22 protein-coding genes and 1 riboswitch are annotated in these 23,470 nt (G+C 48.9%); of the genes, 6 read left to right on the plus strand and 16 right to left on the minus strand.

From position 1 onward, the window contains the following. On the minus strand, positions 1-897 hold the full coding sequence (locus ACE3MQ_RS19325; protein WP_379395663.1) for a sugar phosphate isomerase/epimerase family protein: 897 nt from the start codon (positions 895-897) through the stop codon (positions 1-3). A gap of 128 nt (positions 898-1,025) precedes the next feature. Here ACE3MQ_RS19325 and ACE3MQ_RS19330 point away from each other — a divergent pair, with 128 nt between their 5' ends. Beyond that, a complete protein-coding gene (locus ACE3MQ_RS19330; protein WP_379395665.1) occupies positions 1,026-1,928 on the plus strand; it encodes an AraC family transcriptional regulator in 903 nt (300 codons plus the stop codon). 161 nt (positions 1,929-2,089) lie between these two features. Here ACE3MQ_RS19330 and ACE3MQ_RS19335 read toward each other — a convergent pair whose 3' ends face one another. Together ACE3MQ_RS19335 and ACE3MQ_RS19340 are read right to left on the minus strand one after the other, a co-directional pair. Further along, positions 2,090-2,308, minus strand: coding sequence for a hypothetical protein (locus tag ACE3MQ_RS19335; RefSeq protein ID WP_379395667.1), 219 nt, complete (start codon positions 2,306-2,308; stop codon positions 2,090-2,092). Then, positions 2,260-2,601 carry a DUF1492 domain-containing protein gene (locus ACE3MQ_RS19340; RefSeq protein WP_379395669.1) on the minus strand — a complete coding sequence of 114 codons (342 nt, stop codon included), beginning with the start codon at positions 2,599-2,601 and terminating at the stop codon, positions 2,260-2,262. The genes ACE3MQ_RS19335 and ACE3MQ_RS19340 overlap by 49 nt, the downstream gene beginning before the upstream one ends. A gap of 179 nt (positions 2,602-2,780) precedes the next feature. On the opposite strand from ACE3MQ_RS19340, the gene ACE3MQ_RS19345 reads away from it, so the two are divergent. Beyond that, positions 2,781-2,996 (plus strand): hypothetical protein, encoded by a 216-nt coding sequence (locus tag ACE3MQ_RS19345; RefSeq protein WP_379395671.1) that lies wholly within the window; start codon positions 2,781-2,783, stop codon positions 2,994-2,996. A 458-nt stretch (positions 2,997-3,454) separates the two neighbouring features. Here ACE3MQ_RS19345 and thiE read toward each other — a convergent pair whose 3' ends face one another. The 5 genes from thiE to ACE3MQ_RS19370 all read right to left on the minus strand — a co-directional run bounded on the left by thiE (position 3,455) and on the right by ACE3MQ_RS19370 (position 8,308). Beyond that, positions 3,455-4,114 carry a thiamine phosphate synthase gene (gene thiE, locus ACE3MQ_RS19350; RefSeq protein WP_379395673.1) on the minus strand — a complete coding sequence of 220 codons (660 nt, stop codon included), beginning with the start codon at positions 4,112-4,114 and terminating at the stop codon, positions 3,455-3,457. Next, entirely contained in the window at positions 4,111-4,923 is an 813-nt protein-coding gene (thiD, locus tag ACE3MQ_RS19355; protein WP_379395675.1) for a bifunctional hydroxymethylpyrimidine kinase/phosphomethylpyrimidine kinase, read from the minus strand. Before thiD ends, thiE begins: the two co-directional genes overlap by 4 nt. Then, the gene (gene thiM / locus ACE3MQ_RS19360) at positions 4,920-5,765 is read right to left on the minus strand and encodes a hydroxyethylthiazole kinase (RefSeq protein ID WP_379395677.1); all 846 of its coding nucleotides are present in this window, start codon (positions 5,763-5,765) and stop codon (positions 4,920-4,922) included. Before thiM ends, thiD begins: the two co-directional genes overlap by 4 nt. 49 nt (positions 5,766-5,814) lie before the next feature. Continuing rightward, a complete protein-coding gene (gene tenA, locus ACE3MQ_RS19365; RefSeq protein ID WP_379395679.1) occupies positions 5,815-6,504 on the minus strand; it encodes a thiaminase II in 690 nt (229 codons plus the stop codon). A 193-nt stretch (positions 6,505-6,697) separates the two neighbouring features. Beyond that, a riboswitch (TPP riboswitch) is annotated at positions 6,698-6,801 on the minus strand. 334 nt (positions 6,802-7,135) lie between these two features. After that, positions 7,136-8,308, minus strand: coding sequence for an SEC-C metal-binding domain-containing protein (locus ACE3MQ_RS19370; protein ID WP_379395681.1), 1,173 nt, complete (start codon positions 8,306-8,308; stop codon positions 7,136-7,138). 241 nt (positions 8,309-8,549) lie between these two features. Here ACE3MQ_RS19370 and ACE3MQ_RS19375 point away from each other — a divergent pair, with 241 nt between their 5' ends. The 3 genes from ACE3MQ_RS19375 (at position 8,550) to ACE3MQ_RS19385 (ending at position 12,917) form a co-directional block, all read left to right on the plus strand. Further along, entirely contained in the window at positions 8,550-9,377 is an 828-nt protein-coding gene (locus ACE3MQ_RS19375; protein WP_379395683.1) for a methyl-accepting chemotaxis protein, read from the plus strand. Positions 9,378-9,659: 282 nt separating this feature from the next. Next, entirely contained in the window at positions 9,660-12,194 is a 2,535-nt protein-coding gene (locus ACE3MQ_RS19380) for a DUF2339 domain-containing protein (RefSeq protein ID WP_379395685.1), read from the plus strand. 168 nt (positions 12,195-12,362) lie between these two features. After that, the gene (locus ACE3MQ_RS19385; protein WP_379395687.1) at positions 12,363-12,917 is read left to right on the plus strand and encodes a hypothetical protein; all 555 of its coding nucleotides are present in this window, start codon (positions 12,363-12,365) and stop codon (positions 12,915-12,917) included. Positions 12,918-13,962: 1,045 nt separating this feature from the next. Here ACE3MQ_RS19385 and ACE3MQ_RS19390 read toward each other — a convergent pair. Further along, positions 13,963-14,844 carry a DUF6612 family protein gene (locus ACE3MQ_RS19390; protein ID WP_379395689.1) on the minus strand — a complete coding sequence of 294 codons (882 nt, stop codon included), beginning with the start codon at positions 14,842-14,844 and terminating at the stop codon, positions 13,963-13,965. 218 nt (positions 14,845-15,062) lie between these two features. On the opposite strand from ACE3MQ_RS19390, the gene ACE3MQ_RS19395 reads away from it, so the two are divergent. Next, positions 15,063-15,695: an SLOG family protein gene (locus ACE3MQ_RS19395; protein WP_379395691.1), complete on the plus strand. Its 633-nt coding sequence runs from the start codon at positions 15,063-15,065 to the stop codon at positions 15,693-15,695. Between the two features lie 82 nt (positions 15,696-15,777). Here ACE3MQ_RS19395 and ACE3MQ_RS19400 read toward each other — a convergent pair whose 3' ends face one another. From ACE3MQ_RS19400 to ACE3MQ_RS19430, 7 genes are all read right to left on the minus strand, one after another. Beyond that, positions 15,778-16,278 (minus strand): CYTH domain-containing protein, encoded by a 501-nt coding sequence (locus ACE3MQ_RS19400; RefSeq protein WP_379395693.1) that lies wholly within the window; start codon positions 16,276-16,278, stop codon positions 15,778-15,780. Positions 16,279-16,301: 23 nt separating this feature from the next. Further along, positions 16,302-16,901, minus strand: coding sequence for a response regulator (locus ACE3MQ_RS19405; RefSeq protein WP_379395695.1), 600 nt, complete (start codon positions 16,899-16,901; stop codon positions 16,302-16,304). Next, on the minus strand, positions 16,898-18,034 hold the full coding sequence (locus ACE3MQ_RS19410) for a sensor histidine kinase (protein WP_379395697.1): 1,137 nt from the start codon (positions 18,032-18,034) through the stop codon (positions 16,898-16,900). Before ACE3MQ_RS19410 ends, ACE3MQ_RS19405 begins: the two co-directional genes overlap by 4 nt. 157 nt (positions 18,035-18,191) lie before the next feature. After that, on the minus strand, positions 18,192-19,247 hold the full coding sequence (desA, locus tag ACE3MQ_RS19415) for a Delta(5) desaturase DesA (RefSeq protein WP_379395699.1): 1,056 nt from the start codon (positions 19,245-19,247) through the stop codon (positions 18,192-18,194). 272 nt (positions 19,248-19,519) lie between these two features. After that, complete coding sequence (locus tag ACE3MQ_RS19420) at positions 19,520-20,689, minus strand: aminotransferase class I/II-fold pyridoxal phosphate-dependent enzyme (protein ID WP_379395701.1); 1,170 nt, start codon at positions 20,687-20,689, stop codon at positions 19,520-19,522. Between the two features lie 61 nt (positions 20,690-20,750). Next, positions 20,751-22,199, minus strand: coding sequence for an aminotransferase-like domain-containing protein (locus tag ACE3MQ_RS19425; protein WP_379395703.1), 1,449 nt, complete (start codon positions 22,197-22,199; stop codon positions 20,751-20,753). Between the two features lie 291 nt (positions 22,200-22,490). After that, on the minus strand, positions 22,491-23,378 hold the full coding sequence (locus tag ACE3MQ_RS19430) for a putative RNA methyltransferase (protein ID WP_379395705.1): 888 nt from the start codon (positions 23,376-23,378) through the stop codon (positions 22,491-22,493). Positions 23,379-23,470: the final 92 nt, after the last annotated feature.

Raw genomic sequence — 23,470 nt, forward strand, 5'->3', positions numbered from 1 at the left:
TCACACCGGGTTCGGCACGAATGCTCCGCCGCGGCACTGCTTCAAGTAATTCAGCGCATGCACTTGGCCGGTCATTTCCAGTTCGTCGCGGTAGACCGGGTCATGCCAGCCCTCGATATCGATCGTACCTTGATATCCGGCTTGACGTAAAATCGTAATAACATCCGTCCAATTCGTATCGCCGAACCCCGGCGTACGATGCCAGACGAACTCCTTCGGGCCATGAATGCCGTGTTCCTTGACAATATCCCAAGCGATCGTCGCATCCTTGCCATGGACGTGGAATACTTTGTCCACCCATTTCCGCAGCTGCGGAATCGGATCGATCAGGCTGACCATTTGATGGCAAGGCTCCCATTCGAGGCCGAGATTGTCAGCCGGAACCTCGTTGAACATCATCTCCCAAGCCTGCGGATTATGGGCGATGTTCCAGTCGCCCTTCCACCAGGTGCCGCCCATGTCGCAGTTTTCGAACGCGATCCGCACACCGCGATCGGCTGCCCGCTTGGCCAGCTCCCCGAACACTTCCTTGAAGCGCGGCAGCGATTCATCGATCGGACGATCCGTCAGCCGGCCTGTAAAGCCGCTTACGATATCCGCTCCGAATAAATGCGCGTGATCGATGGCCCGCTCCCAGCTTGCCAGCGTATCGGCATTGTCCCCCTCCCCTGTCAATGGGTTGCCGAACACCCCGATGCTGGAAATGACTACGCCATGCTCATCCACGATTTCACGAACCTGCTTAGCAAGCTCTGCCAAATCGATGCCTCCCGTCGTTTGCCAAAAGGTCAGGCTGAAGGACTCAAAGCCATGAGGCAATATCTGCGGAATGACCCGTACCGCATCCTGTCCGCCAACGAGCGTGCCTATACGTAAAAAATGATTGCCGTTTTGCATTTGCCAACCACTCCTATATTGAGTATATTGTGAAGCATAAGCCCATTGTATAGTGCTTCTTTGAATATATCTCTATACAATCTTGTGCTTTTTTGGTTCTATATTGCGTTAAAGGAGCTGTCTTTAAGATGACGCACCCCCAGGAGTTACGGGAGCATACGTATTTTAACGATCCATCCTATCCTTTTAATATATTTCGCTTTCGCCAGGAACAGCTGCAGAAAGGCATTCCTTCCCTCTACATGCACTGGCATGATCATTTTGAAATTCTGCTCATGGTTGAGGGAAAAGCCGTCTTTTATATCGACAGCAAACCCTGCGAAGCAGAGGCCGGCGATATCATCATCGTGCCGTCCGGTGCTCTGCATGCCGGTTACTGTGCTGACGAAGGGCCGCTGGAGTACTACGCTCTTGTTTTTAACGCGGCTCTGCTCAGGCATAGCAAAACCCCCGACCCCAAGCATACGCTCTATATTTCGCCATACCTAGACGGAGGTCTGCTATTTCCTATTAAATTAAGCCATCTGGATGCTGCGAATCTACAATTCAAGCATATTCTGGAGGAGGCTATACAAGAATATGAAGACAAGCAGCCCGGTTACGAGTTGATGGTCAAAAGCCAGCTGTACATGCTGTTCACGCTGCTATCCCGCCGCTTTATGCCGGGCGAGCAGCAGGGGCGGGCTACTCTGGCCCACACGCGAAATGCGGATCGCTTTAAAAAGCTTCTGCTGTATATCGATGCGCACTATGCCGAGCCGATCACTGTGTCCAAGGCGGCAGCGATGATGAACCTCAATCCCTATCATTTTTGTAAAATATTCAAAAAAACGACCGGCTCCACGCTCATTGAATACGTGAATTTTATTCGCATCAACGAAGCTATGAGACTGCTTAGCGGCAGCGACCTCACCGTCACAGAAATCGCCGAGCGGATCGGCTGCGGCAATCCGAACTACTTCACCAAGCTGTTCAAGCAATATAAAGGCATCACGCCATCCCAGTGGCGAAAGGAAGCTGCCGGAGCATGATGACTCTAATAACGGGTCAACATTTACGATACGCTTTTTCAAGCTCCCAACTATAAGGGAAAATCGACCCCGGCCATTACAACCGCTCCAATAAAATTTCTATCAAGAAAAATAACGCGACAAAAAGAAAAAGAGGCAGTCCCTTAACGATAAGGGATTGCCTACTCCTTCTGCTCCTTAATCAATTCCAGAAACTCCAATATAATATCTGAAACGGCATCTTCCTCCGACGTGTGAATAAACTTGCTTACCCTGAGAATATCCCCTTTGTAAAGCTCAATGAGCTTAAGGGTTGATTCAACGTCATTTTGCCTTGCTTTATACAGCAGGTTCAGGAACTCACCATCCGGGACAATTCTTTGATCATCTTTCGCTTCCATTTGTTCACCCCTTGCTGACTCATGTTCAACTCACGGGCAACCTCATGCTCTGTCTTATCTTGTATATAGATCTTGAAGATAATCGATCTACCCGTGTCAGATGGGAGGGCATTAATCAACTGTCTTACTACGATCTTGTTATCAGAAGATGAGGTGAAACTGGTTGTGGCAGGTTCTACTCCGCCAAACGAACACTCCCGCTTCCGCACGACCTTTGCTCGATACTGAATCCGCCAAGCGATCCGATAGACTTCTTTCCGATATTGCTCGTACACGGTTTGTTGTTCTTCCAAAGCTACCTCCCCCTTTCAATTTCATCTTCTACCTATAGGGAAAAATCCACATAAATTTAACAACTAAAAAATCAACTTATTTATTGAAATTATAACATTTATTTCTAATCTATGGTTGTAAAGCCCCTGGTTTATTTTCTCTATATAGTGAAAGGACATTTAAAAGAAAGGAGAGAGCGATGATGCAGGTTTCAGATATGGTTACACTCATTACCAATGTCGGTTTCCCCGTTACTTTGAGCTTTATTCTGATCAAATACGTGCTGCAAACGATGGGCGAGAAGCTGGATAAAATGGACGACACGATACATCTCTTAAGCCAGCAGGTAAAAAATATAGAAGCTCACAAGGAAGCTGCAAAAGCTGCAGATCAAGCTGACTCGAAAGCTAAATGAGGCAAACAGCACATGAATCAGTATTAGATCAACGAATCTGCTGCACGGAGGCAATCCCTATCCAGCATCGCTCCAGTCGGATTGCTTCCCTTCAATTCATCTTGACAATAAGCTTCTTAATCTAAAAAAACGCCATAGGATGCAGAATGATATGGTTGTACCGAAAAAAGGGGCATCTGTTTATACATCTTATGCGGGTTAGGGCCAAATCATTACTCCAGCCCACAATTAGATAAAAAAATTAACCATCCCAGCGAACTGCGTAACCCAGGTTTTGATACTAGACATACTGGAACTATCTTGATTAAACTATTAGACGTATTTTTCCAGTTTTTGTTGCTAAGACTAAATTCCTGGATATGCTTGGGTCATTTAATATATTTGATTCTTCCATTACGAACAGGCCGCAGATTCTTATATCGAATCTGCGGCCTGTTTATGGGCGCGTGTTAGCTTATTTATTTCTGAGTTGACTGATTTAAGAGCGACTCGACTGCTTCTCGCACGTTTTCCGCTTGCGTCACCGCAGAGATAACGGCTATGCCGTCTGCACCTGCCCGAACCACCTCAGGGGCACGATCTGCCGTAATTCCTCCAATTCCGACGATCGGCAATTTAATCCCTTGCTCTCGCATCTCCTTGATCATCCGGGTGCCCTGCACCGGGCGTGCATCATCCTTGGAGATGGTCGGGTAAATCGGGCCGACGCCGATGTAGTCGGCGCCATGCACAAGCGCCGTCCGCGCTTCCTTGACCGTATGCGCGGACACGCCGAGGATGCGGTTGCCGATTCGGGAGCGAACGGCACCCGCAGATTCATCGTCCTGCCCGACGTGAATGCCATCCGCCCCGATCCGGGCGGCGAGCTCCACGTCATCGTTGACGATGAACGGCACTCCGGCGCGGCGGCAGGCTGCTTGCAGCTCCAGAGCCAGCGCAAGCTTGGCCTCTCCGGTCAGCGCGCCCGGCCCCTTCTCGCGGAACTGGATCATCGTCGCGCCACCGCTTAACGCTTCCTCTACAACGCGAAGCGGCTTCTCCCGGCAGTTCACGCTGCCGATAACCAGATACATCCGCAAGTAGCGGCGCATCTGCTCGGGAGAGATACTGCCGCTCATCGGAGCTGCTCCCTTCTCCGGCGGTAAGCCCAGTGGTTCGTTGGGCCATGCCCCCCGCCCAGCTCCAGGCTGTCCTCGATCGCCGCCTGAATGTACGCCCGGGCCGTTTGCACGGCCTCCAGCACCGGCAACCCCTTCGCCAGTCCGGCAGCAATCGCAGCGGAATAAGTGCAGCCCGTTCCGTGCGTATGCACGGTATGAATCCGCCGATCCCTCAGCTCCGTAAACGCGTCTCCATCATAGAGCAGATCTGCCACCTGCTCGCCGTCTTCATCGTGTCCGCCCTTAATCACCGCGACCGCCGGCCCGTAGGCACAAATACGCTTAGCAGCCTCCCGCCGATCCTCCTTGGAGCGGATGCTCATTCCGGCCAAGGCCTCGGCTTCCGGGATGTTCGGCGTAACGATGAGCGCCAGCGGCAGCAGCTGCTCCTTCAGCGCCTTTACGGCTTCCGGCAGCAGCAGATCCGCCCCGCCCTTGGCGATCATCACCGGGTCGACGACGACATTGCGCCAGCCGTGCTCCCGGATGCGTCCAGCCACCGCTCCAATAATATCGGCGCTGAACAGCATCCCCGTCTTTAAGGCATCGACGCCAAGATCGGTGCTGACCGCATCGATTTGCTCCGCGGCGGCTTCCGGCGGCAACGGATATACGCCCTGAACCCCTAGCGTATTCTGCACCGTGATGGCCGTAATGGCTGACATGCCGAAGACGTCCAGCTCCTGGAATGTCTTAAGGTCGGCCTGTATGCCCGCTCCGCCTCCGCTATCCGAACCTGCAATCGTAAGCGCTCTGGCTACGCTCATATCAACGCCTCCCCTGTGGCCGACGCCTGAAATTCGCGCACGCTCGCATGACCCTTAAGCGAGTGCGGATGCAGCTTGGCGAGCTCGTCGAGGAAAGCAATCTGGAAGCTGCCTGGTCCGGCGCTTGAGGTGCGCTCGGCCGCGCGAGAGGCAGCCGCGCCGTAAAAGGCCAGCCCTGCGGTGCCAGCCAGCAGCAGATCCTTCTCCACCGCGGCAAAAGCGCCCAGCACCGATGTCAGCAAGCAGCCCGCCCCGGTCACCTGCGTGAGCAGCGCATCGCCTCCGCTGATCACCCGGCATAGGCTGCCATCCGTGATGACATCTTCCTTTCCCGTAATGGCTACGACCGCATTCAGCTCGCGGGCTGCCCGTAATCCAAGCTGTGCGTTCTTCTTGTCGGCGCCGTCCCCTGCGTCAACGCCTTTGATCTCGCGCGACTCGCCGATGAGGTTGGCGATCTCAGCCGCATTCCCCCGCACTACAGACACCTTCACCTCGCTGAGAATCCGCAGCGCCGACTCCGTGCGGAACCGCGTCGCCCCTGCGCCGACCGGGTCTAGCAGCACAGGAACGCCATGCTCGTTCGCAGATCGGCCGGCGATGATCATCGCCTCAACATGCGGGGTCGATAGAGTACCGATATTAAGCACGAGCGCCCCGGCGATTTTGGCCATGTCCGCGACCTCCTCGGGTGCATAGGCCATAACGGGCGAAGCCCCCAGCGCATACAGCCCGTTTGCTGTAAAATTAGTAACTACGACATTGGTTATATTATGAATGAGTGGTTTGGATCTCTGAACCTTCGTTAGAAGAGCTGTAATGTCATTTTCAAGCGTACTCATTATGAACCTGCCTCACTTCTTTTTAAGATGATAGAATCCATGATTCAGCTTACAGTGCATACTCCGCAGGCTGCATCGGAACCGGCCAATCCTGCACTTTATAAGCCATATCCCAGAACATATACTCAAGCTGACAGCTGAGCAAATAGTGCTCCGTCATCTTCCGGCGCTCAAGCTCAGTCGTGATTTCCGCCCACTTGTCCAGACGCTCGCAGAACATGGCTGTCGTATTCGTACGGGTCGCATAAAAATTGATCCACTCATAGAATGGATGAGCCTCGGTTGGCTGCACTTCTTTCATCAGCTTCTCGCCGATCTCCAGGTAAGTCCACGGACATGGCAGCAGCACCGCCATAATTTCAGCCAGGCTTCCTTCATGCGCAACGGTCAGCATATGGCGGATATAATGATTTGCCCCCGGAGCAAGCGCATAGCCCTGCATTTGATCATAAGTGACTCCGGCAACCGCACAAAAGTTATTATGCGGATGGACTTCGCTGTTCAGGATAAATGAAATTTGCTGGTTAAACATTTCGATTTCATTTCGATCCGAGCATTTGGATATGGCAATGCCATAAATCCTCATAAACGCCGTTAAATACTCATGATCCTGCTTGACGTAATGGATCAGCTGCTCCTTTTGCAAATCTCCATTAGCGATTCCTCTCACAAAAGGGTGTTCAAAAATAGCTTGAAAAATACCGTCCGCCTTCTGACGGAGCTCCTGCGTAAAGCTCATCGTTCTCCACCTCCGAATATAATGTGAACATGATCAGGAAGCCATAGGGATGACGCCGCGATAAGGGGATGCTCCAGGTCAGACGTTTCTCGCTGCGAAACGGTCGGCATACATCAAAAAAGCCGCTCCATATATGGAGCGGCTTCATCAACGTCACCTTAACACAGGTAGTAAGAAAAATAAGTGTCAGGCATTGGATCCGACTCCACTTTCCTACGCTAGTACGAACTAGATCAGGTTCAAAGGGTCCAAGATACGATCTTGTCTCAGCCGCTGACGGCTCCCCTAGTGGACTTCCTATTCATTTTCACTACTACTGTAGCTGTCTTTGCAATAGTTGTCAAATTATTGATATTACATCGCATTCTTGAACACTAAGATTCTATGGCACGGGGCAGCGCTTCAAGACCGGTTGCTGCTGTGAGAAATGGCGGCTTTTTGATCATGAGAACCGGGTCATTGATGGATACCTTGCCTCGCCCAAATAGTTCACAGCTGGGATAAAAATTCACTCGTCGCATTTTGCATTCGAAAGACCTCCTACATGGATATTGTATATCACAAAAAAACCGCTAATCCACTATGGATTGCGGTTTTTGAATATTTCCCTAACCTGCGAAAGCTAATTATATTATTTTCCGCAGCATTTCTTGTACTTGAAGCCGCTGCCGCATGGACACGGCTCGTTTCGGCCGATTTTTGTGACGGATACCTGGTTTTTATTCAAAGGGCTAAGCTGGCGGTTCGCGGCTCTCAGCTCGACATTGCCGGAAATCCGATTCATTTCAACCGGCGTATGGCCGCCGTAAATCCATAATCTCGTGTGATTATAGACGTCATTCATCAGAGCGACAACGATATCCGCCTGCTCCATGCTTTGGAATTTCAATCCTCTTCTTTCAAATTCAAAAATCAAATCCGCCGATGCCGCCTGCATAGTGCAAGCCAGTTGGATATCGTCGATGAGATGCTCGACCATCTCCGCATCACGGCAAATTTCCTTCAAAATGTACGCTTTCAGCTTAATTAGCTGCGGCGTCATCTCAAAGTAGTCTTCATCAGCATATTTCAGCAATTCCTCGCGTTTCGGAATATATTGCTGCTTGCCCTTCATCTGAAGCAGCAGCTGCTCCAACTCTCCTGGCGATTGCTCTGGCCACAAATAACTGTCCACAATATAACCTTTTGCTTTAGCATAGCTTTGGTTTCTACTTATCAGCTTTTCAAACAACCGCATGAATTGTTCTTTATCTAAAGGTTCGCTGTTCTGCGCATTATAGATTTCTATAAGCTTGTCCGGCTTAATGGCCCCATACAAATGCGTCAAAGCTAATATATACTCATTAACGAGCTGTACGCTCATCCGTTGTTGGTGAAAATTCGCGTTATCCAGCTGAGCATAAGCGCTTCTAATCTCATCCGGAAGGACGACATATAGCTGACCGTTGCTAAAATAAGTAAATACGAGACCGCGATTCATTAAATACCAGTAATGCTCAAAAAGAATGAGATTGTTTTGCAGAACAGGTTGGCGAAGAAGCGATTCAAACAATTTCCATTCCAGTCCACCGGTAATCAGTAAGGCGGATTGCAAATGCTCTGCATCGGTCATGTATGCTGTCAGCGCATCTATTAATTCCTGCTTTTTCATTTTGGAGCGTCCAGGCAAATTGCAAGCGGAAGCGAGCGAAGCTAAACGAACCTTCGTCAAATCTTGAAGGATGTCAGGCAGGCTTGTCGTCACGTCTCCAATGATCGCATGCTGGATATTCATTTGTTCAAGCATTTCATTATACTCTTCCAAGTTCAGTTCTCCTCTTTCAATTCCTTGTTTCCTTATTCTTCCCTTGCGTCACATCAACATAATCCATTTGGCATTCGGTATTCGGCGCTTCCCCTATTCGGACTCAACTACATATACTACCACACAAATACGATCAAGGAGAGGGCTTGTTTTCAATTTTCACAAAATTAATACGCAGAAAATATCTTTAATGATAAAATCATCTGTGTATATACTAAAAAAATAATAGGCGGTGTTCACCATGAATATGCTCGATACCCTCATCGCAGCAATTCCTTACATCAAGCAAATCTTAAGAGAAGACACGATGATCGGCATTACCGATCGGGACAAGTTCCTATTCTATGAACCCTCTGCACAAATTGATTTAGGCATCAAGCCGGGAGACCCGATCCCTTCTTCGGATGAAAATCTTCGCCAGGCCTTAAGCGGCAATTACTCCAATACGCTGATTCCGCCCCATATCTATGGCTTACCAATCAACGCCATAGCCATTCCCATTAAAGATGAGGCAGGGGAAGTCATCGGAGCTATCGCTACTGCACAGTCCCTGGAGAACCAGCAGGAGCTGGAAGCCAAAATGAGCAGCTTGGATCAGATCACCAATCGCCTCGTAGACATGGTTCAGACCGTAGCCGCTCATTCCGAGGAGTTGTCTGCTACAAGCGAGAATATCCTATCCAATACAAAGCATGCCGTGGACAATTCAGCCAACATTAACAAAACGATTGAATTCATTCATGAAATCTCCAACCAAACGAACCTGCTTGGTCTCAACGCAGCCATCGAAGCGGCAAGAGTAGGTGAGCTCGGAGCGGGCTTTGGAGTTGTTGCGAAGGAAGTTCGCCAGCTGTCCGTACATACGAAAGAAGCTACAACGAATATTTCAGAGACCCTAACCAGCGTTCAGCAATCGATACGCCAGCTTGAAGCCGATTTCGCGCAAATTGTGCAATCCTCCCAGGAGCAGGCCGTTCTGGTCACCGATTTCATGGAAACTATCGAACTGCTTAATCAGACGAATAAACAGATGAACGCTTTTGTTGAAAAACTGCTCCACTCGAACTAAAACATCTCGCAGCATCCTGAAGCTGCATTCAGACGGCAAATCCTAAGCCTCACTTACCTTTCGACGGAGCCGCAGAAGTCAATTCACTAATCAGCAAAGAATAGAAATTTCTCCGTTCGCATTATATTTACTAGGGGTAATTTATAGCATATAATCCCTTTAAACCCAAGATAACCGCTTCCAAATTATGGGCTTGGAGGCTTGATGACCGTTCGTTAATTTGTTAATCATGTATTTTTGTCGTTGGACTAACATTTTAGAAAAGTCAGAGGTGACTCAAACTTGGAGAAAGACAAAAAGATCAGTGAACTGGAGGAAGAGTTAAGAAGACTAACCCAAAAATTGTCTGAACTAAAAAATGACAATGAACATTCATCAGAATCTCCAGATCCACAATCATCGGAAAAGAGAGATACTCACGGTTCCACACCAGAACAGATGCTGAACGCTCAACAGCAAGGGCAGCCGTCAGAACCACCGGCCTGGAATCCTCAAGCGGTGCCATCACAGCAATCGGGGCCGCTTGCGTGGAATCCTCAAGGGAAACCGCAAGAACAGCAGCACCAGCCGCATGGTCAGAATCAGGCACCCATGAATGAGGCACAGCAGCAATACCAGCAGCACCCGGGGCCGCCTGCGTGGAATCCTCAAGGGAGACCGCAAGAACAGCAGCAGCACCAGTCGCATGGTCAGAACCAGGTACCCGTGAATGAGGCGCTGCAGCAATACCAGCAATACCCTGGGCCGCCTGCGTGGAATCCTCAAGGGAGACCGCAAGAACAGCAGCAGCACCAGTCGCATGGTCAGAACCAGGTTCCTGCGAATGAGGCGCAGCAGCAGTATCAGCAGCACCCGGGGCCGCCTGCGTGGAATCCACAAGGAAGACCGCAAGAACAACAGCAGCACCAGCCGCATGGTCAGAACCAGGTACCCGTGAATGAGGCGCAGCAGCAATACCAGCAGTACCCTGGGCCGCCTGCGTGGAATCCACAAGGAAGACCGCAAGAACAACAGCAGCACCAGTCGCATGGTCAGCACCAGGTACCCGTGAATGAGGCGCAGCAGCAATACCAACAGTACCCTGGGCCGCCTGCGTGGAATCCACAAGGGAGACCGCAAGAACAGCAGCAGCACCAGTCGCATGGTCAGAACCAGGTACCCGTGAATGAGGGGCAGCAGCAATACCAGCAGCAGCATTTTCACCCTCAGGGGCAACCTATGAGAGAGCAATACGGCCAGCAATATTACGCCCAGCAACCAGACACCGCTCCCCTCTCCTCTGATAGGATACCGCCGATGAATACATCAAGTTCATCTCGCGATTGGGAATACACGATTTCGCGGGTATGGCTGCCGCGGGTATTCATCGTCGTTTTGTTGCTTGGCGTATTATGGTTGTTTATGGCGGCCGTGAATGCCGGATATCTAAGTGAACCGGTTCGCTGCCTGCTTGGGGCCGTCCTGGCAGCAGCCATGTACTGGTTTGGAGACAAGCAAGTTCGCGGGCAGCGCGAAGCTTTGGGGCAAGTCGTTCTGGGCGGAGCAAACGCCGTATTGGTGTTAACTCTTTTTGCGGCACATATGCTCTATGACTTGATACCGCTTGGCATTGCTTTCGTTCTATACATAATGTCCATTGCCTTTGGCGTATTTATAGCGGTTCATCACCGTTCGCAAACGCTGGTTATCATTGCCATGCTATCGGGCTACCTAATCCCGTTTCTTGCGAATTCCCCGGCCGATCCGTGGATGTTCATCTTGTATGTGGCTGTGTTTTCCATTGCCATGATACTTGTATCCGTCCGCTTTGATTTTCGAGCGGCCTATATCGTTGCCATCGCTGTCCTGCATGTGCCGCTCTTACTTTTGTACGCGCCAGGAAATTACGACAAGAGCAGCTTTCTTTTCTTGATAGCAGTATTATTGCAGCATTTGGTGCTATTTGGAATTACAGTAACTCAGCGATACCGCTACAAGCTCGATCAGATGATCTTGCTGCCGATTAGTTTTTTCCTGCTTTCTCTATGGTTGATTCAACTTTACGGCTATGAGGAAGATTACACGTTTACAATAACTATTGCTCTATTATCTATTCTGTACAGCATTGCCGCCGTCAAAAATTTTAAGCAAAAACAAATGTCCGAGCTATTCGCTTCCATCGCTACGTATGGTTGGGTCGTATTCATTGTCGACAGCGTAGGATATGACTATAAAATCAGCGTACTGCTCATACTGGGCATGCTGTCCTTCATCCTCGGCATTAAGCTGAGAAGCTTATTACAGCAAATTGTCGGCTTGACCTTATATTTATTCAGTGCCTTTCTGACTCTATTCAGCTTGATACCTGAGTTTTTTTCCACGGAGACGCTGGCCTGGTTGTTGCTGTTAGTTAGTTTTCCGATTCCTTACTTCATTACAAAAAAACAACAGGAACCCAAATGGGTACTTTCTCTCTGGGACGTCTTTAACTGGGTTGAAGCCGTACTTGGCCTCATTTTCCTGACTCAGGTCGCCCATGTGTTAACCAAGTCATTAAGCAGCGATATCCAGCATTTGACCTTGTCCGGGGTATGGATTTTATATTCTGCCGGCTTAATTGTCTTTGGACTCGTAGCGAACAGATCTCGCGTTAGGCTCGCTGGGGTTATCTTCTTGTTCGTGATCCTGCTTAAGGTCATAATTATTGATCTGCCGTGGGTATCCATTGGCGTAAGGGCCGTGTTGTTCATAGCCCTAGGTTTGGCAGGTATAGCGACCTCGAGGTTGCTCTATAAGAAAAAACAGGATGAGGATCAGCCGGTGTCCCCTGATGCATAGCCGGATTCTTTGCAAACGGACATAACAACCTTATCCTTTTCGATTGCTTGGAACCGTCTTTCAGACGGTTTCTTTTTTTATTTCACAGACATGCTCCGCATATAACTTTCCAGTTGGATTATGATATAATCACGGCACAATGAATAATCGTAATTAGGGAGGCTATACATGCTCACGTTTCAGCAGAAAATTCATATCCTCGAATCATTCCCTCAGCTTGAGCGCAGGGACGTATCTTTAGGACGCGTTAACTTCCATTTTGAAGACAGCATTCACGATAAAAGAACCGTCGGATATCATCTGCATCCGAATGGCAACGGCTTTATTTATGCCGGGCTGCTGAATCGCTCCGATGTTAACGATAAAGGCTTCATCAATATTCGGGATTACTCCGAAGCGGAGCTCCGCCAGTTAATTCAACAATCCATTGACTCCCTGTCGGCTCCATATGGAGGTCATTCCAGCTTCTCTGCATCGGCTTCCGCATCCAGCAGCCTCGAAGAAAGCCATGAAGACTTGCCCGCTTCAGCATCCGTATCCACCGGCTCTGAAATGGCCGACAAGACTGGTGGGGAGGTTTGGCATGACTCTGATGGCGATTCCCTGCTGCTAAGACCTGAGGATGATTTATGGTACGTGTATGCCGGCTCCAGCATTGAAATGGTTTTTGAAACCCGTGAGGAAGCGGAGGATTATTTGCGCGAGGAAGGCTTCGCCTCTTAGAAGCGAATTCGGCGCATAAGCCCCATGCATTCTTAATATAAGTTGAACTAACCTTATTTTCATGCCCGCCTTATGGCCATCGCTATCCTTCTCCACGCTATTCAACGGATGGTTATACGGTTATACAGTGGTTATACGGAGGCAAAAACAAGCGGAATCCGCCCTTGTCGGCTGCAGCAACAATTTTGAACGAAAAATCGTACAAAAGTGCTCACGGGCGGTCAGTCGTGGCTGCTTTGTACGAAAAATCATACAAATGCGTCCGCAAGGCGGTCTGGCACTATAGTTTTGAACGAAAAATCAAACAATTGCGAAAGAATAGTTTACACGACTGCTTTTACCGTAAAATCTATAGTTCAACTTATATAGTGCTATACCATTTAAATAAGAAAAACCTCTACCGATGTACTTTCTAAGTAGACAACCGCATTAGCGGTAGTTTTTATTACGACGATTTAGAATTCAGAATTCTTCAGCTCGGCTGAAAAATTATTCATTCGTCTAAAAACCTAAACACAGTGTCGATCCAGCAGGATCAACACTGTGTTTATTTGTGTTTTATCACTAATTGTCAAGATGAAATAAAAAATGTTTGAATTTAGACACAAAATGTTTAATAATATGTAATAAGAGAGACACAATTTGTTCACAAATTGTGATTTCAGCAAGTATAAGGAGCTGATACACATGCAAAAACCTAAAACAGAGTATAAAAATGAAAGCAGCATATTCGCCTGGATTATCGCCTTAGGCACATTTTACACTCTTTTCTATACTACATTTACCATCCTAGCCATCCACGGTTAATACGCTGCGCCAGGGAGTGACTGTCAGATTTTAAAGCAGCATGTCTCATCACCTGGCCATGGGCAGAATTAGAGAATCAGGAAGCTTTAGGCCTTTCTGACACCGGAAAGGTCTATTTTGCTTTACGGCTGGTATTAGCGTGATATCCCGGTGCTTACGGGATCCCTCGCTTGCAAGAATGCTGCAAAAAAACAACCGCCAAACCCGTAGGTTCGGCGGTTGCAGGTTATCGAAACGATTAGCCTTGAATCGCGCTATCGATTACGTCTTGTGGAACTTTAATTTCTTCCAATTCATTTTGCTTTGAAATCGTGCTCTTCATAACCATAATCATGGAAACTGATTGACCCTCGATATCCATGTCCATTTCCATATGCACAGCGCTATTTGTTGGAAGGTATGTTTCTTTATTTACGGCATTGCTGATCTTGATGTTCTTGATTGTCATCATTTCCAGCATCGCTGCCGTTTCCTCCTCGCTGCCGCTGGATGCTTGGCTCATCAAGCTTTTTGCTAATTCCTTAAGTCCATCTCCAGACAAGTCGGCAGACAATATGTATTCATCGCCTTCTTCAGTTACCGTGCTGTCCTTGGCAATCGACTTGAATTGCTCCAGCTGAGCTTCCGGATTTGCCGCTGCTTCCATTTGTGCAACGAGATCAGCCTTCTGCTCGTCTGGAAGCTTAACCCATGTACCATCTACTAGAGTATAAATGCCATCATTCGTAATATATTGCTTGATCTCAGTCTTGCCTTCCGCGCCCATATCCATCGTCATCTCTTGATACATAGCGACTGGATCCTGCTGAACATCCATGGTCATAGCGATGTTAATATCCTGAGTCATCTCTTGGTCGCCTTGCTTGATCGTCATTTTCTGTTCGATATCCGCATCCATAGCGAAGCTTTTTAATTCTTTGCTAGCTTCAGTAGATTTCGTGATCAGCTCATCTACCGTTGGCAGGGTACCTTCAGCTTGAGCTGACGGCGCTTCGTTTACACTTGCGTTAGAGTTTGTTCCTGCTGGCGTGTTTGCGTTTGGCGCTTCTTTTTCCTTTCCGCAAGCCGTGATGCCTACTAGTAAAACTGCCCCCAATAATACTGCTGTTAATTTCTTCAAGATGTTTTCCTCCTAATATGTGTAAGTCTCCTTAATCATATTAACCAAATTGCTCCATTAGTCAACAAGGCACATAGACCCGTATTATTTCATTTCCACCCTAAAATACCCAGGATTATAGAACCATTCCCCCTTTCAGATAGCTATCTCTTGCAGGCTAATCTATTATTATAATGAGTCTTTCATTTTCAATCATTTTTTAATGAAGGAGTTTTCCATTGAAGAACTTATTCGTCACCGGTTACCGAGCTCATGAGCTCGGCATATATAACAATAAACATAAAGGAATTCCCTATATTCAGCAGGCGATGCGAAATAAACTTATCCCTCTCCTGGAGGAAGGACTGGAATGGGTGATTACCCCTGGACAGTACGGCGTTGATTTATGGGCATGTGAGGTCGCCATCTCGCTCAAAGCGCAATACCCGCAACTTAAATGCTCCATCATTACAGCCTTCAGCAATCCTGAGGAAAAATGGAGTGATGAGAAAAAGATTTACTACGAGGAGCTGTTGCGCAGCATAGATTATTATGCGGCAGTCAGCAAAGAGCCGTACCTGGGCAAGTGGCAGTTCATCGCAAGGGACGAGCTGCTCTTACGCAAGACGGACGGAATTCTTCTCGTCTATGACGAAGAGATGGGCGAAGCCAGCCCAAAATTCATTAAGCAGCAAGCCCTTCGCAAGCAAGCAGAGGACGGGTATTCCGTCCTCACCATAAGCGCAGAGGAAATCCAATCCATTGCCGACGAGGAGGAATTTCAATTTGAAGAAGCTCAATTCCAAGAAACGGAAAATGAAAATTTTCCTGACTATGACATGTCCGAACCGAAAGATTCGAGAGAGTCGTAAGCATGTAAACTCTACTTGCTTGTGTAGCCCGTGAGGAATTCTCCTCATTTCAAGCCATTTCTTCTTTTTCTTCATCCCTCGATTAAAAAGAACGCTCCTGGAGCTCTCTCCATACTTTCTTGTTGCTGTACTCCTTATTCGTACTAATATCGAGGCCGAACCAATCTGGAGGCTCGAATTGCAGTGCTTCCTCTTCCGTTGCAAACTCAACCTCCAGCACCATCAGTTGGATTTGATCATACAAATCCAACTCGATCGTCCTCCCGCTCCAAATTGCCGTAATCCGGTTCTTGGTTAGCGGGATCGCTTGATGTATCTTCATCATCTGCTCATAGATTCCTGCGGAGATGGCATACTCCACTTCCTCGCGAAGCAGTCCATGCCCCTTTTTAAAAGTATGCGTGTACGTAATTTCCCCCGTGCTCATATCCTTGATTTTGCGCACGCGCAGCTCCTGGTCGCCAGCCAGCGCCAAGTAGGTCTGCTCGATCCGCTCCTCCGACTTCAGCTTGATTTGGCCGCTTTCGATAAGAGCCTGAGGATAAGCAGGCAGCAGAAATTTGCGTTCGATTTCTAATGACATGGTGACCATCAATCTCCCTTAATTTATTTAAACCAACCCTTCTCTCGAAACCGGGTAATGGCCTCGATCCGGTTACTTACCCCGAGCTTGTCAAGAATAACGGAGATGTAATTGCGAACCGTACCTGTCGTAATGAACAGCTCACTGGCTATCTCCTTCGTATTCTTCCCGTTCGCGACGAGCTCCAAAACTTCCTTCTCTCGTTCGGTCAACGGATTTTCTTCCCCATAAGCTTCATCCACAAGCTCCGAGGCATAGATTCTCCGGCCGGCCATAATGCTCCGGATCGATGTCGCAAGCTCCTCGCTTGGGCTGTCCTTCAGCAAATAACCGCTGGCCCCGGCCTTGATCGCCCGCTCGAAATAACCGGATCGGGCAAAGGTCGTTAGAATCATCACTTTACAGCCTGAGCCCTTTAGCTCCTCTGCAGCATCCAGACCATTCTTCACGGGCATTTCAATATCCATGATGCAAATATCCGGCTTATGCTGATGCACGAGCCGGATCGCATCCTCTCCATTGCTTGCCCTGCCGACTACCGTCATATCCTCCTCCAGGTCAAGGATCGAAGCCAGTGCTCCAAGCAGCATGCGCTGGTCTTCAGCAATTACAATACGGATCATAGTGGTGCCTCCTTTTCCGGTTGTTTTAATGAACTGGGCACTTTAATCGTAAGCTGCGTTCCCCCATTGGAGGCGATCTCCATGCTCCCATTCACAAATTCAAGGCGTTCCTTCATGCCCCGCAGGCCATTGCCCTTGTAATAAACCGACTCCGTGGGCACACCTACGCCATTGTCTTGTATTCTGACGACAACCTCGCCGCGAGCCGGTTCCATCACGATGGAGCAAGCCGTCGCGCTGCTATGCTTAACGATATTCGTCACGGCTTCCTTCAGGCACATGCCAAGCACATTCTCATTCATGAGCGAGATGTCCAGTTGATCGGCATTGCCCACCAAAGTAAACTCAATTTGGGCAGCCTTTAAAATTTGCTTAATCCGAAACAGCTCATCCTGCAGTCTTGTTCCTCTCATTTCCGTAACCAATTCACGGACTTCCTTCAACGCCGTTCTGGCAGTCTGGCGCACATCGTCCAGCTCAAGCTGGGCCCGTTCAGGGTTCTCAAGGATTAAACGGCTGGCGAGGTCACTCTTCAGACCGATTAGGGACAGCTTCTGGCCAAGCGTATCATGCAAATCACGGGCAATCCGCTGCCGCTCCTCCAGCTTAACAAGCTCCGATATCCTTTTATTCGCATCCTCCAGCTGCACCTGCAGCCGATCACTCTTATTGCGGTTATATGTCGTAACGGGAAGCAGAATTACGCCAATCAGACTGACGAGAACAAACGGAAGCTGCGTAATGAACCATGAGGTTTTCGTCACAAATCCCCAGTTGATGGTCACTACCGTCGTCACTAAATGAATCGTGTACAATGTAATAAATCCGATCTTGTTCTTGATATTCCCGATAAAAAAAGCAAGGAACAGCGAAAAGTAGACGTAACCGAACAAGAGTGTCATCGTGATGGAAATGGCAATCTGCAGGCTCGTCCAGAAGTATACCTGCCAGCCTTTGGAAACGAAGGACAGCACATAGCAAGCAAAGAAGGCGACAATCATCGAGCTCCCCAGAACAACCTGGTAGGGAGAAGAGGAGCGGAATATGAAATAGAAGGGCAGAATGTAGAAAACGACCCATATATATGGACTTAACCCGGTATTCCTATGAAAAATCTGATACCATTTCTGCATCATTGTCCCCTTTTTTTGACTTAAGCTGAGTATGGCTACTTCACTACATTTTACCATGAAAAGCATCTGTCGACGCACTTTCTAAGTAGACAGACCGCTTTTAGCGGTTTAACAAACACAAGCCCGTTACGAAAAAGTAATGGGCTTGATCTCTCGATTATTTTCCTTGAATTCCTTGCACGCTCGGGATCTTTGCCGAGCTTAGGAGGCTTTTGCGCCGGACAGCCTTCAGCTCCTTGAAAGAAATAAATGTCTTATTCTGCTCGTCCCATAGACGAAATCGCAGCGATCTCAGACTCGTTCTAATCGTGATCGTCGTTGCTTTCTGCAGCGGCGGCGTAGCCTCGTGGGCTTTCTCCAGATTATAGTTCGGCACCTTCGGGCTCAAATGGTGAACATGGTGGAAGCCGATATTCCCGGTAATCCATTGCAATACCTTGGGCAGCTTATAGTAAGAGCTTCCTTCAACGGCCGCGTTCACATATTCCCATTCCTCGTCATGCTCAAAATAGGAGTGCTCGAACTGGTGCTGGACATAGAACAACCAAATTCCCAGCATCCCGGATATGAAGAAGATCGGAAGCTGCACCAGCACAAAGGCCTGCCAGCCGATCGCCCATATCAGCAACGCATACAGACTGATTAAAGCGACATTTGTCACATAAGTACTGATTCTTTCTTTTCTCCGTGCGCCCTTGCGATTAAAACGATAAGCTACGAGAAAAATATAGATCGGCCCGATTATGAGCATCATGACCGGATTGCGATACATCCGATAGACGAACTTCGTCCAGGTCGAAGCGGCCATATACTCATCAATCGTCAGCAGCCACATATCCCCAACGCCGCGCTTATCGAGATTGCTGCTCGTTGCGTGATGGATCGAATGAGTATTTTTCCATTGCTGATAAGGACAAAGCGTGAGAACGCCAGTAATCGTCCCTAATATTTCGTTTGCCAGCCGACTCTTAAAAAAGGACTGGTGACAGCAGTCGTGGAATATAATGAAGGTTCTGACAAGAAAACCACCGGCAATGATGGTGATCGGCAGGGTCAGCCAATAGGATACCGACAGGCTCATATACGCGCCATACCATAAAAGAATGAGAGGAAGCAAGGTGTTGACCAGCTGACGGACACTCGATTTTGTATCGATTTCCTCATAGGGAGCTACGTTTTTCTTCAATTCGGACAGACGGTTGGACTTGATCATCTATAATTTCCCTCCCGGGTGTGACGTGCCAATACTTCGCTGGAACGATTGGAACGCCGATTTCTTTGATGTACTTTTATTATAGAAAATACAGCCCAGGCCAGACAGAGATATCCGTCAGTACTTGAACGTGATAAATGTCATATACCACTCCTAGTTATTTCCTGCTCATTGGAAGTACATGCAGAACATCTGCGGATAAGAAGTCACAAATGTACTATTCAGCACAACAACGCTCGCCTTCCGGCGAGCGTTGCTGATAAAACGAAGTATTAAGAAGTTTGCCGCAGAGGCATTCTCATAAACCGTTCGATTCGCTCCAGAGCTTGTTGCAGCTGTGGCAGCCCTGTGGCATAGGAGCAGCGGATATACCCTTCTCCTCCCGCTCCGAATATATGTCCAGGTACGGCCGCTACGCCCGCCTCCTTCAACAGGCGCAGCGCGAACTCCTCCGAGCTGAGTCCCGTTTGGGCAATCGACGGAAATACGTAGAAGGCTCCGGCCGGTTCATGACACGGCAGTCCAATATCCCGGAATGCCGTAACCAGCCATTGTCGGCGTTGATTGTAGAATTCGATCATCTGACTCATGTCGCTTAATCCGTTGCGCAGCGATTCGATCGCCGCCACTTGTCCCAGCACCGGCGCACACATTGCGGTATATTGATGGATTTTCAGCATGGCAGCGATCAGTTCGGTATTTCCACACACATACCCGACCCGCCAGCCTGTCATCGCAAACGCTTTGGAGAAACCGCTGATGACGAGCGTTCGCTCCTTCATGCCGGGCAGCGAGGCAATGCTCGTGTGCCGCCTTCCATAGCTCAGTTCAGCATAGATTTCATCCGAAATGACGAGGAGATCATGAGTAATGGCAAGCTCGGCAATCGGCACCAAATCCTCTCTCGTCATGACCGCCCCTGTCGGATTGTTCGGGTAATTCAAAATTAACACCTTAGAACGGGGCGTGAGATGACGCTCTAACTCCCAGGCTCGAAGCTTGAACTGCTCCTGCTCAGAGGTCTGTACCTCTACTACCTTGCCTCCATGCAGCTGTGCCAGCGGCGTATAAGCTATGTAACTCGGCGTTGGAACGATGACTTCATCACCCGGCATGAGAATCGTACGCAGTGCCAGATCTACTGCTTCGCTGCTGCCCACAGTGACGAACATCTCCGTAGAAGGACTATAGCTCAAACGGAAGCTCGTATACAGATAGCGTGCAATTTCTTCACGCAATTCCATGAGCCCGGCATTCGGAGTATAACCCGTCGCTCCCCGGTTCAGCGCCTCGATGCAAGCCTCGATGACAGGTCTAGGCGTTACGAAATCCGGTTCCCCTATCGCCAGCGATATGACATCCTTATCGACAGCTCCTACAAAAGCTCTGATCCCCGAAGGCGGTATTTCCTGTACCACCGGGTTTACCCAATCCTTGCTCATTTCAGCCACTCCCTCTCCCCATGTTGTACGATACAAGCACTCTCTCATATCGCAAGCTTCACTATGCTAACAGCTCTTTGGCGGCCTGCCCAATGATCTTAATCCCCGTTTCAATATCCTCATCACTCACGCGGGAGAAGCCAAGCCGCATCGTGTGCTGCCCGCTTCCATCCGTATGAAAAATATCTCCCGGCGTAAAAATGACGCCTCTCTGCTTGCAGAGCTCCAATAGCCGTCTCGTATCAAATCCTTCAGCAAAGGACACGAATAAATGCAATCCCCCGTCTCCGGTAAGCTGGCTGTAAGGCATATGCGTCTCGCAGCACTGCTTCGTCCATTCGTACTTCCGTTTATATTCCGCCCGGGCTTTTCGCAAATATTTATCCAGGTTTCCATTTAATAAATACTGGTACAAAATGGATTGATCTAGCGTTGATGTATGAATACTGCGAGCCCGCTTCAGGCTTTCCAGGTAATAGATCAGCTTTTGATCCGCTAGCACCCAGCCTACCCGGAGGCCGGGAAACAGCACCTTCGAGAAGCTTCCTAGATAGATCACTCCGTTCCCCTGGCCAGCCGTTGCGATGAGCGGAGACACATGGGAGCCCGAATAACGAAGTTCTTCATTGAACCCATCCTCGATAACGGGAACCTGATAGCGGGTCATCAGCCTTATAAGCTCCAGTCTTTTCTCCGGGGACGTAACGATTCCTGTTGGATTATGGTAGGAGGGCACCAAATAAGCACAATCAAAGGACTGGCGCGATAGCATCCGTTCGAGCTGTTCCAAATTCATGCCGTCCCTCTCCATGCCGATACCCGTAATTTCATACCCATGCAGCCGCAAGTTTTTGATCGCCGTATGATGGGTCGGATTCTCGCAAATGACAGCTCCGCTGCGCTTCGTCAGGGCGGACAGCACCAGATCCAACCCCTCCGTAAAGCCGTTCGTGATAAGTAAATCCTTGCCTGATAAATCCACGCCTTTCTGCTCCATATATTGCTTTAAGAAATCAATTAACGGCTTATATCCCTTGGCATAGCCGTAATTGAGCAGGACTTCCCCTTCCACCGCCATCCGGTCAAGAAATGCCCGTTTCACATTGTCCAAATCAAACAGCTTCTCATTCGGCGCGATGCTTGTAAATGATATCGTCCCTCTTTCCGCCCGTATACCGTGCTTCATTAAATCCATTTCTTCGGCCAGCAGCGCTTGGCTGTTCATTCGCTGCCTCCAATCCAGCTCCCAGGGGGAGGCCGTGACACGGGGCGTCATCTTTGCAATATAACTGCCCTTTCCCTTTCGGGTGTAAATCATACCCTCTTCCTCCAGGCCGATATAAGCCGAAATAATCGTGTTGCGGCTAACGTTCATCAGCTCGCTGAGCTCCCGCGTAGAGGGCAGCTTCTGATCGGTTTGAAGCACTCCTTTTAACATCATTCGCTTCAAATACTCTTTCACTTGAATGTAGACCGGGCGGTCTGCTTTAATTTTAAAATCCTGATACATATCTATCGCTCCTATCCCCATCATGGCATAGAACTATTGCCTGCAAAAGAACCACAGCCTCATGTTGTTCCTCTAGTCGTGGTTCCTATCATCTAAAATCATGTTAAACGGAATGGATTAAATTAACCATCCACTTTTGCGCGCTTTGGGCAGAGTCCCGGAATGAAGATTCTCTATAAATCGTCACGGAGCTTAAAACGAGAGTCACTGAGCAGCAAGCAGCTGACGGCCCAAATGAACAAGCAAGGGAGCAGACTCTTCGTCTGCTCCCTCTTATTTTGGTTAATGAAGCTATTTCTTCTTGCCCATTAAAATATCGAAGTCGAAGGTCACGGCCACTCCCCCGCTTATCTTGGTCATCTGCCGAATTTGCTCCTCAGATGCCTGCCATGCTAATGGAGTCATCCGCAGCAGGTGCATGAAATGCTCCTGATCCAGATTCACCTCGTACTTTACCCGCTCCATGTCCGTGAGCTCAAAATGACGACGAAACAGCTCGATCGTCCTGTCATTGGAATATAACCTCCGCTCGGTCTTATCATATAGCGCCTGCCGTATCTCCTGCAAATACTCCTTGCCGGGAATGACTTTCAGAACAAATCCCTCGGACGTAAGCATTCGATGGAACTCCGCGTAATTGGCCGGCGATAGGATATTAATGATGAAATCAAAGGATTGCTCCGCAAATGGGCATTTCGCCAGGTCAGCAACCCCCCACATCACTTCGGGGTTACTCTTCGCCGCCATTCTGATGCCCTCTTTGGAAATGTCGATCCCTGCCGCAAAAAGCTGGCTCCCGCTCCTCCCGGCAAACTGCCGCTGCAGCGAGGTAAGATGAGAGCCTTCCCCGCAGCCCGCATCCAAAATCGCGATAGCATCGCGCCCGTCAGCCCGGTGCCGCTGCGGATTTTCTAGCTGCAGCTTCTGCTGCAGTATCTCGCCCAAGCGATCGGTAAGCCCCCTAAACGCCCCGGCCTGGCTAATTCTGGCGCGGGATTGGAATAAACGCTTATCATATTTCGCCTTAGGAGCTTGCAGCAGGAAATTGACATATCCCTGCCTCGCTATATCAAAGCAATGGCTATTACGGCAAACCAGACTGCTGCCTTGTTGCCGCAGCTTTTCCGCACAAATGGGGCAAATCACCTTATCGCCTGGCATGACATTAAATTTTGACACACTATAGCACCTCATTCATTCGTATTTGGGTGAATGAAAAAAGGCACAGATAAATAAGCCCAGGCATCCTTTTTCTAAAAAAATAAAAAGCC

This window comes from Paenibacillus lentus (assembly GCF_042714055.1).
GTDB classification, from domain to species: domain Bacteria; phylum Bacillota; class Bacilli; order Paenibacillales; family Paenibacillaceae; genus Fontibacillus; species Fontibacillus lentus_A.